5 protein-coding genes are annotated in these 15,298 nt (G+C 61.4%); 1 reads left to right on the top strand and 4 read right to left on the bottom strand.

Features of this window, described 5'->3' with window-relative positions; translation table 11 throughout:
* Positions 1–57: 57 nt before the first annotated feature.
* Genes nrfD through nrfA form a run of 4 tightly spaced genes read right to left on the bottom strand, consistent with a single transcriptional unit; the run spans position 58 to position 3,787 of the window.
* Complete coding sequence (gene nrfD / locus MRK42_RS11625; RefSeq protein ID WP_026456712.1) at positions 58–1,014, bottom strand: cytochrome c nitrite reductase subunit NrfD; 957 nt, start codon at positions 1,012–1,014, stop codon at positions 58–60.
* Positions 1,011–1,691, bottom strand: coding sequence for a cytochrome c nitrite reductase Fe-S protein (gene nrfC / locus MRK42_RS11620; RefSeq protein WP_201977909.1), 681 nt, complete (start codon positions 1,689–1,691; stop codon positions 1,011–1,013). The genes nrfD and nrfC overlap by 4 nt, the downstream gene beginning before the upstream one ends.
* Positions 1,688–2,299, bottom strand: a complete 612-nt coding sequence (gene nrfB / locus MRK42_RS11615; RefSeq protein WP_042071483.1) for a cytochrome c nitrite reductase pentaheme subunit — start codon at positions 2,297–2,299, stop codon at positions 1,688–1,690. Before nrfB ends, nrfC begins: the two co-directional genes overlap by 4 nt.
* 51 nt (positions 2,300–2,350) lie before the next feature.
* Positions 2,351–3,787, bottom strand: a complete 1,437-nt coding sequence (nrfA, locus tag MRK42_RS11610; protein WP_338610007.1) for an ammonia-forming nitrite reductase cytochrome c552 subunit — start codon at positions 3,785–3,787, stop codon at positions 2,351–2,353.
* 748 nt (positions 3,788–4,535) lie between these two features.
* On the opposite strand from nrfA, the gene MRK42_RS11605 reads away from it, so the two are divergent.
* The gene (locus tag MRK42_RS11605) at positions 4,536–15,206 is read left to right on the top strand and encodes a retention module-containing protein (RefSeq protein WP_354688264.1); all 10,671 of its coding nucleotides are present in this window, start codon (positions 4,536–4,538) and stop codon (positions 15,204–15,206) included.
* Positions 15,207–15,298: the final 92 nt, after the last annotated feature.

Genomic DNA, 15,298 nt, shown 5'->3' with positions numbered 1-15,298 from the left:
CCAACAACAAACCAGCGCCAGTCGCCCGAGGGGCGGCTGGCGCTGGTGATCATACCTTTAAACAACCGTCATCTGGCCGGCATAAAGCACGAAGTAGCGCAGCAGCAGGATCCCCACCAGGGTCAGGCTGCACACCAGCACCAGATGGCCGCTCTTCTCTCGCAGGGGAGCCGGGGTCAGGAAGGCGATCAGCTGGGGCAACACCATGCCGATACCCACCACCCCTACCCAGAACACCTGGGCCCAGAAACCGCTGCCGATGGCGGCCCACATGGCCACCTCTTTCTGGCCGCCACCGAAGTAGAGGCCGGTAAAGAAGCAGACCAGCAGCAGGATCTCTACCGCCAGCATGGGACGCTCGAAGCGGTGCACGAAGCTGACCCCCTGGCTGTGGTGGTTCTCCTTGAACAGGGTCACCGCCAGCAAGATGGTGGAGGCGATGCCCGAGCTGATGCCCGAGACCAGGAACAGCACTGGCAATACCGGGTTGTTCAGGAGCGGATAGGTCTTGAGCGCCGAGAGCAGGAAGCCGGTATAGGCCCCGAGCAGCACCGCCAGCAGCAGCAGAACGGGGGCCAGCAGCCGCTCGATGCGGGCGAGCCAGGCGATGAGATTATCCACAAAGGCGAACTTATCCTGAAACCACCGGACGCGCAGCCCCTCGATCTCGCTTCTGAACACCACCGCCAGCCAGGCGAACAGCACTGCCATATAGAGCTGGAACAGCATGACCCCCATCGACATCACTGAGTCGAACTGGTAGTGGAACATCAGCTTCCAGAAGGTCCAGGGACGAGCCAGGTGGAAGATGAGGATCAACAAGCCCAGGATCACGCTCGCGGGTGCCAGGATGGCGGTCGCCTTGATGATACCGCTCTCGCTGCCAGCCCCCTTGCGGCGCAGCAGCACAGCCAGGGTGGCGGCCCCGGCGGAGATGCCGAGCAGGAACAGGTAGATGGCGATCGGCCAGTTCCAAACGAGAGAAGGGAAGTGAAATGCCTCTTGCATCGTCATGACTTTATCTCCCCTTTGGGCACGCGGTACATCTTGGGCGAGGTGCCGAGCGCCTGCTTGTAGCGATAGGTGGTCTCCTTCACCAGCCGTTGGGAGAGCGGACTGTTGGGATCATCCAGGTTGCCAAACACCAGCGCCTTGGTGGGGCAGGATTCCACGCAGGCCGGCTCCTTGCCCTGGGCCAGGTTGGTCTTGCGGCAAAAGTCGCACTTGTCGGCGACCCGGGTGACCGGGTTGATGAAACGCACCTGATAGGGGCAGGCGGCCAGGCAATACATGCAGCCGACGCACAGATCCGGGTTCACATCGACGATGCCATCCTCCATACGGATATGGGAGGCGCCAGTCGGGCAGACGTGGACGCAAGGGGCGTTGTCGCAGTGCTGGCAGGACTTGCGAAAGAAGTGGTACTCGGCGTCGGGATACTCTCCAACGGGGCCGGAGCGGATGATCTCGAGGCGCGAGACCCCCTCCGGCACCTGGTTCACTTCCCGGCAGGCGTCCATGCAGGCGGTGCAGCCGATGCAGGCCTGCTCGTCATGCAGCATGCCGTAGCGCACCCCGTCGATGGTCTGGGTGTGGGCGAGAGAGCTGGCGAGCGAGCGGGTCGGCCCCGTCATCATGATGAGGGCTCCGGCGCTCATCCCCGCCATAAATTGACGGCGAGAGCAGCTCATGATGCCTCCTTGCCCGGGGCCACTTTGACCTGGTTTGCCTCGACCTTGGCCTTGGCCGCCTCATGCTGTTTGCTGTGGCAGTCGACGCAGAGCTTGATGCGGGATTTTTCCGGGATCCCCACCATGGGCTCCTTGGCCGGGTGCAGAGCGTGGCAGCTGGTGCAGGTGAGCTTGGTGGCGTGCACGTCGTGGGCCCAAAGCGCCTCGCGCAGGGGCTTGGGTTCGTGGCAGCTCATGCAGACGCTGTTCTGCTCCACGATGGGATACGCCTCGGTGCTCTTCTTGTCGCTAAAGCTGTTGCTAAAGCGCATCACATCCTTGACCCCTTCCCTGTGTTTGGGCGAGGGCTGGCCGTGACAGTTGGTGCAGGTCACCGGTTTGAGGTTGTTGGGATTGGTCGCCTTGCCATGCTTGCCGTGCATGACGTCGTCCTGATCCTTGTGGCAGTCGGTACAGGCCTTGTCGGCGCTGCGCAAGAATTCCACCTCGTGGGTGGGGGGCACGGCAGCGGGAGCGGTTGTTTGCTCGGCGGCCTGGCCCTGTACGCTGGTCAGCAGCATGGCCGCCATCAGCATCAGTCGTAAGAAATCCATCGTCAAATCACCCATATGAAGCCTCCATCCTGCTGCGGGCCCGACCGGCGGGCCCGCAGGCATCGGTTACTGTGCCAGCCGGCCGGCCGCTTTGGCCTCGGCATCCCAGGCGGGAACAGTGGTCTTGAGGAACTGGGCCTTGTCGCTATTGAACTGCTTCATGTCCATGCCAAGGGCGGTCTGGGCCTTCTCCTTGGTGGAGATGTCAGGAATGGCGATCTCCTGGCTGATCCCCTTGGCGGCCAGCAGGCGTGCCAGCTTGGTGCGGGCGTCGGCAGCCTTGTCGAGGGCACTGCCCAGGACCTTGAGGGCCACTTCCGGGGCATGCATCTGCACCCCGTGGGAGGCGATGGCATAGTCCCAGCGCCACTGGGCGTGACGGATGTCTTGCAGGATATCTTTCATCTCGGCGTCGGTCGCGCCGGCATCCCAGGCGGCCTTGGCTTCAAAGTGGGCGCGCACCAACTGCTTCTCGACCTTGAGCTTGGTCTCGACAACGGCGTCTTTGCGCTGCTTGACGATGCCTTGCAGCATCTCCTTGCTCTGGGTGTGGCAGTTGCGGCAGGTCTGTTCGAAGCGATCAAACGGGTTGCCAATCTTGTGATCCGTGTAGACCTTGCCCTGCTCGTTTTGCACCTTGGGCATGTGGCAGTCGACGCAGGCCACATTGTTCTGGCCATGAATACCGGCGCGCCAGGTTTCGTACTCGGGGTGCTGGGCCTTGAGCATGGGGGTCCTGGATACGGCGTGGGTCCAGTCGGAGAAGCCCAGCTCGTCGTAGTAGGCCTCCATCTGCTCGACCGAGGTACCATCATCCCAGGGGAATTTCACCGCCTTGGTGGGGCCGGTGAAGTAGTACTCCACGTGGCACTGACCGCACACCTGGGACTGCTGATCGAAGCGGCCCTGCTCCTTGAACGGCTTGCCGATGGCGGTCATGGCTCGATCGGCATAGGGGCGGGAGAGGTGCAGGGCAGGTTTACCCTCCTTGAACTCTTTCGAGGCGGTGTCATGGCAGTCGGCGCAGCCGATGGTGTTGACGATCTCCGGGCCGCCCTTGGCCCACATTCCCTTGAAGTAACCATCCTCGCCTTGCTCGTCGATCACCCGGGCCACGTCCGGGCTCTTGCAGCTCCAGCAAGCCATGGGCAGGGGGCCATCTTCGGCGGTTTTCGGTGCGCCGGTGCGCAGGGTCTCGCGCACGTCGGTCAGGGCATAGAAGTGACCGCGGGGCTTGTTGTAATCCTTGGCAAAGGCGTAGCCTGCCCAGAGCACCACCATGTTGGGATCCTCGGCCAGGGCGTCGCTGCGCTCCTTGCTGTCGCTGGTGGCTTTCCAGCTGCTGAACTGATCGGCGTGATCCTTGGCAAACAGTTCGTTGCGTGCCTCTATCTTGCCCTTGGTGCTCTCTTCGGCCTGAGCCCAGCTGCTGCCAAGCAGACCGGTCAGTAGCAGGGCGGCGAGCCCCAGCCTGGTTTGTTTGTTATGTGAACCCACGATCATCACTCCCAGATAAATGTCTTGGTGCGGTCTGACCCGTTCCATCTTGTTGCGTGGACATCAACACCCGCAGGGCGCGGGAGTGGGCAGACCAATCTCTTGTTGACGGTGAATAAACCGATTTTTTATGCGATTGCTCGCCGAATACATTACCAAATAGGTATAGGCAATGATGATTTATCGGGAGTGGGTTTGCGCTAGATCAATCGTCGCGGGAGGCAATCGGTCGAAATGAGATCTCGGTTAAATTTTTGCTGGAAACACCATGGCTTGTCAGGGGGTTACCCGCTCTGGTGGTGAGGGCCCAAGGGCCGATCAGGGGCACTCGTTTTCTGAGTCACACGACTCCAATGTGGCTTTGACAATCATACTTGGTTGGAGCGCCAATCTCCGCTTATGGCTTATTTATTCATTTTTAGGTAGGAGAGACCCAAATTGACCATGGTGGAGACGGGTTGAAACAGCACTATCTTCAAGCATTGGACGCCTGGAATCTGGTCTCTCTGACGACAAGTTTGAACGCATGGCAATGAACAGTTCAGTCAGTAATGGTGCGCTAAATATGCCATTTGAGGCTCATGTGACAGTTCAAGGTCCCTCATATGCACAACATAGTAAGTAACGGCCATTTTTTAGGGGTTTATGTCGAAAATAGTGAAAAGAAGCGTGATAGCGATTGCTATATGATCGCTCTCCAGATGAGCACCTTGTTAACACCCGTGTGCTTGATTCCATTCTTGCCGGAGGTGGTATGGCAGAGTTGCAAATTGAAAAATCCACGGTGATCGCTCGAGTCGAGGGCCCCGCGTTTGTCATCAGTGCAGATGGTTCTGTCACACCAGCCAAGGCCGGGATGGCGCTGGTTCCCGGTGATCGCCTGCAAACGGCGCAAGGGGCGCAGGTCGAGATGGCCGACCCCGAAGTGCCAGCAGAGCCTGAGGCACAGGCCAGTGCCGACGCCGCCGCAGTCAACGGCAACGAGCAGCCGCTGGATCCGGATCTCGCTTCGTTGCAAGAGGCCATTCGTCAGGGGATAGACCCGACGCAACAGTTTCAGGAGACGGCCGCGGGCAACGCCGCCGCAGGGGCTGGCAATGCCGGCGGGGTTGCCGGCTCCAGCCAGGGTGGTTTCGTCATCGTCGATCGCACCAATGATGCCACCCTGGCCGAGGCCGGATTCGATACGGATCATGGGGCCAGTATTGCGACCGATGAGCTGCTTTTTTCCGAGGCGCGTGATTTCTTTGCGGCCATCACCATCACAGAACCCCAGACCGACGACAACATCATCAACGGCGCCGAGGCGACCGGGGTCATCATCCGCGGTACGGTGGACGACGTAGAGGTCGGCCAGCCGGTGACCGTGACCCTGACTGATCAGGCGGGCAACTCGCTGACGGTGACCACGGTTGTACTGCCCGGGTTGGTCTGGGAGGCCAACTTTGGCGATCTGACCGGCAAGCTGGTGGATGGCCCGCTCACCATACAGGCGGACACTCAGGATGCATCGGGCAACCGGGCCAGCGATCTCGGCCAGACCCTGCTTGATACCATCACCACTATTACCTTGGATCTGGCGGACGAGAGTGACACGGGCGCCAGCCAGACCGACGATCTGACCCGCGACAATACGCCACTGTTGCAAGGCAAGGGGGAGCCCGGCGCTACCGTGACCCTCTCCCTTGGCGGCAATGTGCTCACCGTGCTGACGGTGGATGCGGCGGGCAACTGGCAGTACCAGATCCCCAATACCCTGGCCGATGGCGATCATGCCTTTGAAGTCAATGCGGTGGACATCGCCGGTAACCGCGCCAGCGATACCCTGACCGTGACCGTCGACACCCGGGCCGGTATCGATATCAACGATCTCGACACGGGGCTTATTCTGGGTCAGGGCGGTGTCACCCTGAGCGGGACGACCACGGAAGTGGAAGCCGGTCAAAGCGTCACCATCACCCTCATCGGCCAGAATGGGGAGAGGCTTTTGAGCGGCAGCGCCCTGGTGGGCAGTGACGGGCGCTGGCAACTTGCGGGTCTGGATCTCTCCGGCATTACCGGACCCTATGAGGTGCGCGCCGAGGTGACCGATCTGGCGGGCAACCGGGTGATAGATGGTGCTCCCCTTATCGGGCAGAGCGATACCCTGACTCTTTCCGAGGCGGATCTGGCGAAGGGACCCGTCAGCGCCACCGGCTCCCTGCATACCGGCGCCGGCCTGGATGGCAACCTGCAGGTCGGGTTTGCCGTCGATCAGAGCGCTCTTGAGGGACTGGGCCTCAGCAGCCATGGCTCACCCCTGAGCTATCAGACCAGCGGCCAGACCCTCACGGCCAGTGCCGCCGGGGTCACCGTCTTTACTCTGACGTTGGCCAATGACGGCAGCTATCGCATCGTCTGGAACCAGAGCCTGGATCACGGCCAGGACAACCTGAGCCTGCCTTTCAACCTCGAGTATCGCGACAGCGACGGGGATCTGGTTCGTGCCACCCTCGACGTCAATCTGGTGGACAGCACGCCCCCCGATTTTACCCTGCCATCCATCACCCTGACCGAGGATGCCTTTACCGACGTCGGGGCCGTGGTGGGGCAGAGCCACTTTGTGGTTGGTCACCAGGCCGATCCCCTGCTGGCGGACTCCGTCATCTTCGCCAATCAGGGCGATACCCTGACGCGCCTCAATGGCAGCGGCATGAGCAGCGACGGCCATGCACTCACCTTCGAATTTTCCGGGGATCGCCTGCTGACCGGCTACTACCTGGATGGCAATGGCAAGCGGATCGAGGTGCTCAAGGCCGAGCTGAGCGCCAGCCAGTCCGGCAGCGATGTCGATGGCACTGTGACCGTCTCCCTGACCGGCCCGCTGGATCATCAGGGGAGCGATGTGCTCTCATTGGGGCTCACCGTGTCGGCCAAAGAGATAGATGGGGACGAGACCCGCGCCGATCTGGTAGTGACCGTCAACGACGGTGTCGACCCGAGTCTTGGCATCGACAGTGGTGTGACGCTGCAAGAGGGGTCGGCAGGCCAGACCCTGGATGGTCAGCTGCCGGTCAATGTGGGCAGCGATCGCCTGGTCTCCCTTAACTTCGAGGCAAGCCAACCCGGGCTCGACGGCCTCACCAGTGGCGGCAAGCCGACCAGTTACCAGGTGAGCGGCAACGTTATTACCCTCTTCGATGCGGGGGGCAAGAGCATATTGACTGTTACCCTGGATCTCGATGGCAAATACCATCTCCAGCTCGATGGCGTGCTGGATCAGCCGGTGGGTACCAACAGCGTCAACCTGGGATTGCAGGTGCAGGGCAGCGACTTTGACGGGGACAGGAGCAACCTCGGCACCCTCAATATCCATATTACGGATGGCGCCTTGCCCCAGGTCGATCCGGTCTCCCTGACTTTGACGGAAGACAGCGACTGGAGCGCGGCCCAGACCCTTTCGGGGGAGCTCAATATCACCGCGGGCAGCGATCCCTTGGCCAGCATCACCTTCGATGCCAGCCAGCCCGGGCTACAGGGGTTGACCTCCGGCAAGCAGAGTGTGGCCGTTACGGTGGCCGATCACCTTATCGAAGGGCGCACGCCAGATGGTCAGCTGGTGTTCACCCTCACCCTCGGCAACGACGGCAAATATGGCTTCACCCTTTATCAGCCGCTCGATCAGGGCAGTGCAGACAGCCTGCTTAAAGCCGCGTTTACCCTGACCGATAGCGACGGTGATACCGTCTCCTCCAGCTTGAGCGTCGCCATCGGCGACGGGGACAACCCGGTGATCAGCGCCGTGACCGGCACCGCCATCACAGAGATGGCGCAAGGGGAGGCCGCCGCCGTCAGCACCATGAGTTTTACCGTAAGCCATGGCTCAGATGCACTCGATCCAAGCAGCCTCAAGTTCGATATCGCGGCCATCCAGAGCAGCCTGGATGGCAAGTACAGCAGCCACGGCAGTCCAGTCACCTTCACCCTGGATGCCAACGGCGATCTGGTGGGCACCAGTAGCGATGGCCGCGAGGTGCTGCGGGCCGAGCTCGATCTGGTGGAGAGCAATGGCAACTGGAGCGTCACCAGCAAAGTCACCTTGAGCGGCGAGCTGGATCATCAGGGCAATGAATCCCTCGATTTGCCCTTTGCCGTGACGCTCACGGATAAAGATGGGGACAGGGTCTCTACCCAGTTGCCACTGGTCATCAAGGATGGCGGTGCCCCCGCCTTTGTTGCGGGTAGCGGCGTCAGCCTAGATGAGGGCAACCTTGATGGTCACAATCCTCTCACCGGCACGGGCCAGTTCCAGATCAGCGCCGGTTCGGATCGGGTGAGCGAGGTGTCGTTTGCCGATCCTTCCGAACAACCGGCGTTGACCGCCCTGGGTCAACCGGTGAAATACGAACTGGTGGATGGGGATCCCGCTATACCGGGCAGCCAGCTCCTCAAGGGTTATGTGGAGGTGGCTGGTCAGCGAATCGAGGTGCTGCAGGTGGAACTTGTCGGCAAGCTCGACAACGCCGCCAGCAACGGTTTTGACTACAAGGTGACCCTGTTCGAAGGGGTCCATCAGAGCGCTGGCAATGCCACCGAGCTGCCATTCAAGGTCAATGTCATCGACAGCGACAAGGGATCTGGCAACAACGACAGCACCACGGGCACCCTCAATGTCAGCATTTCGGAAGGGGACAAGCCGACCTTGACTCTTACCGGTGTGACTCTGGAAGAAGGACGCTTTGATGGCGTCAACTCGAGCGCGGATGATCAGCAGGATACCGGCAAGATCACCATCAAGGCGGACTCCGATCCCGTGACGGATGTGCGTCTGACCCTCTCCGGCCAAGTGGTGGATACCGATGGCAATCCCGTCACCCACAACGGCCAGACGCTCACCTGGCAAGAGGTGGCGGGCAGCAACGGCCACAGCTTCCAGGCAGTGACCGCCAACGGCACCCTGGTGCTGAGCGTGACCCTGCCGAGCGTGCCGGGGCGCATTGAGGCTCATACCGAGGCGACCATGGCGTATCAGGTGACTGTGTATACCAACCTGGATCACAAGACGAGCGACACTCTCAATCTGACTCTGCCGGTACAGGTCACCGACAGCGATGGCAGCGTGATCACAGGCAGCACCACTGCCGTGATCACTGATGCCGCCGACCCCGTGATCACCGCCATCGAGGGGGTGACCGTCAAGGAGTCGGATCTCAACGGGGGCAGTGGCCAGCATGGGGGCACCAGCCCGTCAGGCACGGGAGAGGTTGCCATCGGCCAGGTGACGATCGCCGCCGGGAGTGACAGGGTTGCCTCCCTGCAACTGGATGTGGCCCGCTTCAACACCCTCAATACCCTGACGTCGGGGGGCAAGGCGGTCACCATAGGGGCAGACAGCCAGCCGGGTGTCTACCTTGGCAAGGACAGCGCAGGCAAGCTCATCTTCAAGCTGACCCTGGATGTGTCCGGCCGCTACACCTTCGAGCTCACCGGCAATCTGGATCACAGTATCCAGGGCAAGGATCTGCTGGATATCCAGCTGCCATTGCAGGCGCGGGACAGTGACGGGGACCTCAGTGCCGAAGTGATTGGCCATGTGAGCGTGCAGGACGATGTGCCCGTGGCCGTGGATGCGAGCAAGACCCTGTATGAAGGTGCGAAAGTGACCGGCGATCTTCTGGCCCCCGCCAGTGAGGGGGCAGACGATGCGGTGGTGAGATCGGTGACCATCAATGGCACCGAACACCCCATCGCCGCCAGCGGTAACACCACCATTGCGGTTACCGACAGTACGGGGCAAATCATCGGTACCCTGGTGATCAAGGCTGAGGGTAACTACAGCTTCACTGCGAAATCCGGCATCGATCACAGCAACAGTACCCTGGTGCAGCAGATAGCGTTCCATCTGGTGGATGGGGATGGGGACACCGATGATGGGGTATTGACCCTGACCATCAAGGACGAGGCTGGCAAGCTCACCGTGAGCGCGGTCACCGGCCAGGAGGATGCTGGGGCGAGCGATCCGGGCCAGGGTATCCCCATCACCATGAACCTGGATGTGGGGGATTTCGATCGGGGTGAGCATGTGGAGCAGTTGCTTATCCAGGCGCCTGCCAATGCCCAGGGCACCTTCTATTTCAACGGCGTCGCACTGACCACCATCACCCTGGGTGGCAAGACCTGGTATCAGGTGCCGCCCGCGGCCATGGTGGCGGTGGCCAACACTGATGACAAGTTCCAGCTCACCGGTGTCACCTTCGTGCCAAACCACGACTATTCGAGTTACAACAACGGAGGCAGTCCGTTGAGTTTCCCGGTCAAGTTGCAGGTAGGTGTCACTGAGGGGAGCAAGCCTTCGGTGCTAAACGGCAATCTGGACATCACGGTACAGGGCATTGCCGACAAGCCGGTATGGGATGGCAGTAGCGACAAGCACTACAGCATCAATGAGGATGGCAGTGGTGTTGCCCTCAACGTGCATGCCAACCTCACCGACATCGATGGCTCCGAGACCCTGAGCTACCAGATCGAGTGGGCCTCCGGCCAGGGGGCTCTGACCTTGAACGGTAAGGTGCTCACTCCGGGGGCGAACGGCCTCTATACGGTGGCCGGTGGCGACATCAACAAGGTGACCGTAGTGCCCGGTAAGGACTACAGCGGTGACATCAAGCTGGTGGTGACCCCGGTGAGCACGGAGAAGACCCCGGTGGTGACCGGCAAGGAGACGGCCCTCGGCGATCCGCTGGAGGTGGTGATCAACGTCAATCCGCTCGCCGATGACGCCAAGCTGACCGTGCGCGAGATCCAGGGCAAGGAAGACACCCAGCTCAACCTTGGTAGCAAGATAGTGCTCGGCCATCTGGGGGACACAACCGATGGCTCCGAGCAGCTGTTTGTGCGTATCAGCGGCCTGCCCGCCGGTGCCACCCTGCTGCTGGGCGGGGTAGTGGTGACCCTGGATGCGAATGGTTACTACGAGGTGCCCTACGATCGCATCAATGACCTCAAGCTGTTGCCGCCAAAAAACAGCAACGTCGATTTTGATCTGACCATCAAGGGGGTGGTGAAGGACACCGCCACCCTGACCGATGCCAACGGCCAGACCCATACCGTGGTGAACGAGAAGGAGACCGGTAGCCAGAGCCTGCACGTGGATCTGGTCGGGGTCGTGGATAAACCGCATTTTGATCTCAATACCACGGACTGGACCCAGGAGGGCGACGGCTACACCATCACCATCAAGGAAGATGGCCGGGCGCCGCTCGACTTCCGGCTGGAGTCAGGGGAGAAGGTCGACACGCCGCTGGACACCTCGGAGACCCTCAACCTGGTGCTGGAAGGCTTGCCGGCCGGGGCCAAGGTGTTTGACGGCAGCGGCAAGGAGCTGACCCTGACCTTTGCCGGGCTCGATGGCCAGGGCAATCCCCTCTATCAGGTGAATGTGTCATCCCTTGGCAATCTGCAGATCCAGCCGCCTCCCAACAGCACCGCCGATATACACCTTATCGGTCATGTGGTAGTGACCGAGAATGACGGGGATCACAAGCGCTTCGATGTGCCGCTCACCATCAAGGTGGAGCCCGAGATCGATGCCGGCGACTATGCCAAGACCAGCCATGGTCTGGAAGATGAGTTTGTGGTGCTGAACTGGCATCCGGACCTGAGCGACAGCGCCGAGCATGTCACTCACCTCAGCCTTTCCGGCATCGAACCCGGTTATGAAATCTGGATCCGGGTCGGGGGAGTGGATACCCAGTTAACCGTGAACGGTGGCGCCGTGGACTTGAGCGACGCCGACCTGCAGAACCTGCTCAATGGCGGCCAGCTGTTGGTCAAAGCCCCCGAAGACAGCGACAGGGACACCCGCATCCAGAGCCATGTCACCATCACCCAGCATGATGTGGACTCCAGTGCCACGGCCCAGAAGGTGATCGATGGCACCCTGCACGTGGATATTCGGGCTGTGGTGGAGCCCGATGGCCAGCTGGTACAAACCGGCCAGCTGGATAGCCAGGACGGGCATGATATTCCGCTCAAGGACGTGTTCACCTTCGAGGATCTCGATCCCAGCAGCAGTGAGGTCATCGACTATCTGGTCATCAGCGACTTGCCGCCGGGCTTTGTGGTGGTGGGGGGCATCAGCGATGGCAAGGGCAACTGGACAGTGCCGAACAGTGCTCTTGGCAGCTATGCGCTGCATGCGCCGGATGGCTTTACCGGTACCGTCACCTTCAAGGTCAGCGCCAGGGTGATTGATCTTGGCGACAACGGCGAGGGGGATATCAGTGTGCCTGTGTACCGGGAGCTCAACACCAGCGCCGAGTTCCATGTCGCGAACAACGGCAGTCAGGTGGCCGCGACTATCGATTTTGACAACACCAAACCCATCACGGGTGTCGAAGACCACAGCGTCGATTTTGGCGCCCAGCTCAGGCAACTGGTGACCCTGGGCAGCACGGACAATGGCAATGACGAGCTCAGCATCGTCATTACCGGTTTGCCAGCCGGCGTCAACGTGCAGGGGCTCACCTTTGACTTTGTCAACGGCGAGTATCTGATCAAATTACCTAATGGCCTGAGCGATCTTGACAGCCTGACCCTGACCCTGCCAGAGGACTACGCCGGTGATGGCCTGCATTTCAATGTGCGGCTGGTCAACACGGATACGGTGAGTGGCGACACCAAGGTGGTGGAGAAAGACGTGTCGCTCTCCATCACCCCCGAGGTGGACGTCAACGGTGGTCGTGATGGCATGCCGAGCCTGCAGCTGGATGTGAAGGATGTGAATGGCGACGGCCAGCCGGACAATCTGGAAGACACCGAGATCCACCTCGATCTCTCGGTGAAACTCGCCGATATCAGCCCCTCGGTGGCCGATGGCGGCCTGGAGACGGTGGAGCGGGTGACCGTGACCGTCGATGCCGGGTACGGCCACTTCCTCGATGGCAACGGCAACCCAGTCCAGTCGCTGGTGGTGGATGCCAACGGCCTCAAGGATCTGGTGTTCGTGCCCAGGGAGCACTTCAGCGGCCAGGTGCCGCTGGACGTGACCGTGGATATTCTCGACACCGCCACCACGGGCACGGATCGCGGCAGCTGGAGTGGCCAGGTGAATTTCGAGGTCAAGCCGGTCAATGATCCGGCGGCGCTCACCGTGCACGACGTGACAGGTGATGAGGATGGCAGCGTCAGCCTCGCTGGTTTCGATGCCGCCCTGGTGGACAGCGACGGCTCCGAGCAGATAGTGGCGCTGCAGATAAAAGGGGTGCCCGATGGTTTCACCCTCTCGGCCCCCGCGGTCAACAATGGTGGCGGCGTCTGGCAGGTGCCGGTAGGCACAGATTTCGCCAAACTGACCCTGATCCCGCCGGCGGATTTCAGCGGCAGCGTGGATCTCACCCTGAGCGCCTTTACCCTGGATAAGGGGCTCATTCTGCCCCTTGAAACCAGTGGCAGCTTCACCGTCACTGTCAACCCAGTGGGGGATCCCATCGTTGCCGATATTCAGGACAAGGCGAGCGGTACGGAAGGGGACGTGATCACCCTGAACCTGGGGCTGGAGACCCGGGATACCCAGGCCACCGGTGGCAGTGCCAGCAATGTGCACGAAAACGGGCCGGAGCAGGTACGCGTGACCATTGAAGGGGTACCGGGCGGTGCAGAAATTCGCCTGCCGAGCGGGGTTGCCGGCACTGTGGTGGATCTCGGGGGCGGCGTCTGGCAGATCACCACGGATGGCGGCAAGCTCGATGCGGTGGAGCTGGTGACCAACGACATCAATGGCGCTGTGGATCTCAAGGTGACGGCCCAGAGTCTGGACAACGGTGCCCTCGGCCCCGAGGTGGGCGGCAGCATCCATCTGGATATCAGCCCGGTCAACGATGCGCCGGTCAATGTACTGCCGACGGATCCCCAGGTAGCGCAGGAAGATACCCCCTTCGTCATCCGGGGGCTGCAGGTGAAGGACGTGGATGCGGGCAACAACCCCATCGAGGTGCGCCTCTCGGTCGAACACGGCACCCTTAACCTGCCGGCAGGCAGCGGGGTGACCGTGGTCGGCAATGGCACCGGCGCCCTGGTGCTGACAGGCACCCTGGCCAGTCTCAACGCCTTGCTCAGCGGTGGTGTGACCTATCAAGGCGTCCAAGACTTCAATGGCCAGGATCGGCTTACCATGGTCACCGATGATCTTGGCAACACCGGCAGTGGCGGGCCTCTGAGCGATACCGGCGTCTTGCCCATCGAGGTGCAGGCGGTCAACGATGCCCCGGTCAACCAGGTGCCGGCCAGTTTGTCGGTCAAAGAGGATGGCGCTCTCTCCCTCTCCGGCATCAGCGTGAAGGATGTGGATGCGGGCAGCGCCCCCATCTCCATGACGCTGCGGGTGGAGCACGGTGTACTGTCCCTGCTGGGGGCGGCTGGCGCCGTCTCGGTGCAGGGGGCGGGGAGCAACGAGATCCTCCTGGTGGGGTCCTTGAGCGACATCAACCAGCTACTCGACAGCCAGCTGCACTATGAACCTGCGGCGGATTTCTGGGGCCAGGACAACCTCACCATCACCACCACGGATCAGGGCAACATCGGGCTTGGCGGCGCCATGAGCGACACGGATCAGGTCCCCATCACGGTGACGGCCGAGCCGGATATGCCGACCCTGACCGTGGGAGCTCACGAGATCATCGCTCTGCAGGGGGCTGTGATCCCCCTTGGCCTCAACGCCAGCGTGGTGAACCCGGTCGACGGCGAGCTCGCCATTCGCATCAGCGGCCTGGGCAGCGCCCAGGTACAGGACGAACAGGGCCAGACAGTAGGCCATGTCGATGGTCAGGGGGATTGGCTGATCCCCGGGGATCACTCGGTGCCGCTTTATCTGAGCGGCCTGACGGCGGGGGATCAGGTGCTGGGAGTCAGCGCCGAGTCCACTGCGGGTGGCTCCACCCTTGGCACCCAGCTCGACACCATCACTATCCATACCCAGAGTGGCCATGAGCTGCTGGGCTCGGCTCAGGGGGACTGGTTGTTCGGTGCCTCCGGCGATGATCGCCTGCTGGGTGGACAGGGCAATGACATCCTCACCGGGGGGGCTGGCAGTGATCTCTTCGTCTGGCAGAAGGGGTATGAGGGGAGCGCCAGCCTGCCCGCCATCGACACCATCACCGACTTCCATCCGGAGGAGGGGGACAGGATCGATCTGGCGGACATGCTGAGCGGAGTCAGCAGCAACAGCGTCGATGGCCTGCTTGGTCACCTCTCGGCCTCGGTGACGGCCGGCAGCAATGGCCTCAGCGATGTGAATCTCTCGGTCTCGCCGGCCGGAGATGGCCAGGTAACCCAGCAGATCACCTTGAAGGATGTGGATCTCGGTAACTGGGGCCTGACGGGGACAACGTCCCACGACATCCTGCAGAACATGCTGGATAACCATAGCCTGATCACCCAGCACCCCTGAGCGGGGGAGCTGCCATAAAAAGAGCCGGCAATTGCCGGCTCTTTTTTATCTGGTTCTACCAATCGAACTTTTTAATTAATGCCGGCATCAGG

It is taken from the genome of Aeromonas sp. 19NY04SH05-1, from assembly GCF_040581895.1.
GTDB lineage: Bacteria > Pseudomonadota > Gammaproteobacteria > Enterobacterales > Aeromonadaceae > Aeromonas > Aeromonas enteropelogenes.
This window is presented reverse-complemented; position numbering and strand designations above follow the sequence as displayed.

Bases quoted from the DNA above. Each gene is read 5' to 3' on its own strand.
- MRK42_RS11605 (WP_354688264.1), top strand. From the start codon at position 4,536: ATGGCAGAGTTGCAAATTGAAAAATCCACGGTGATCGCTCGAGTCGAG.
- nrfD (WP_026456712.1), bottom strand. From the start codon at position 1,014: ATGACGATGCAAGAGGCATTTCACTTCCCTTCTCTCGTTTGGAACTGG.
- nrfC (WP_201977909.1), bottom strand. From the start codon at position 1,691: ATGAGCTGCTCTCGCCGTCAATTTATGGCGGGGATGAGCGCCGGAGCC.
- nrfA (WP_338610007.1), bottom strand. From the start codon at position 3,787: ATGATCGTGGGTTCACATAACAAACAAACCAGGCTGGGGCTCGCCGCC.
- nrfB (WP_042071483.1), bottom strand. From the start codon at position 2,299: ATGGGTGATTTGACGATGGATTTCTTACGACTGATGCTGATGGCGGCC.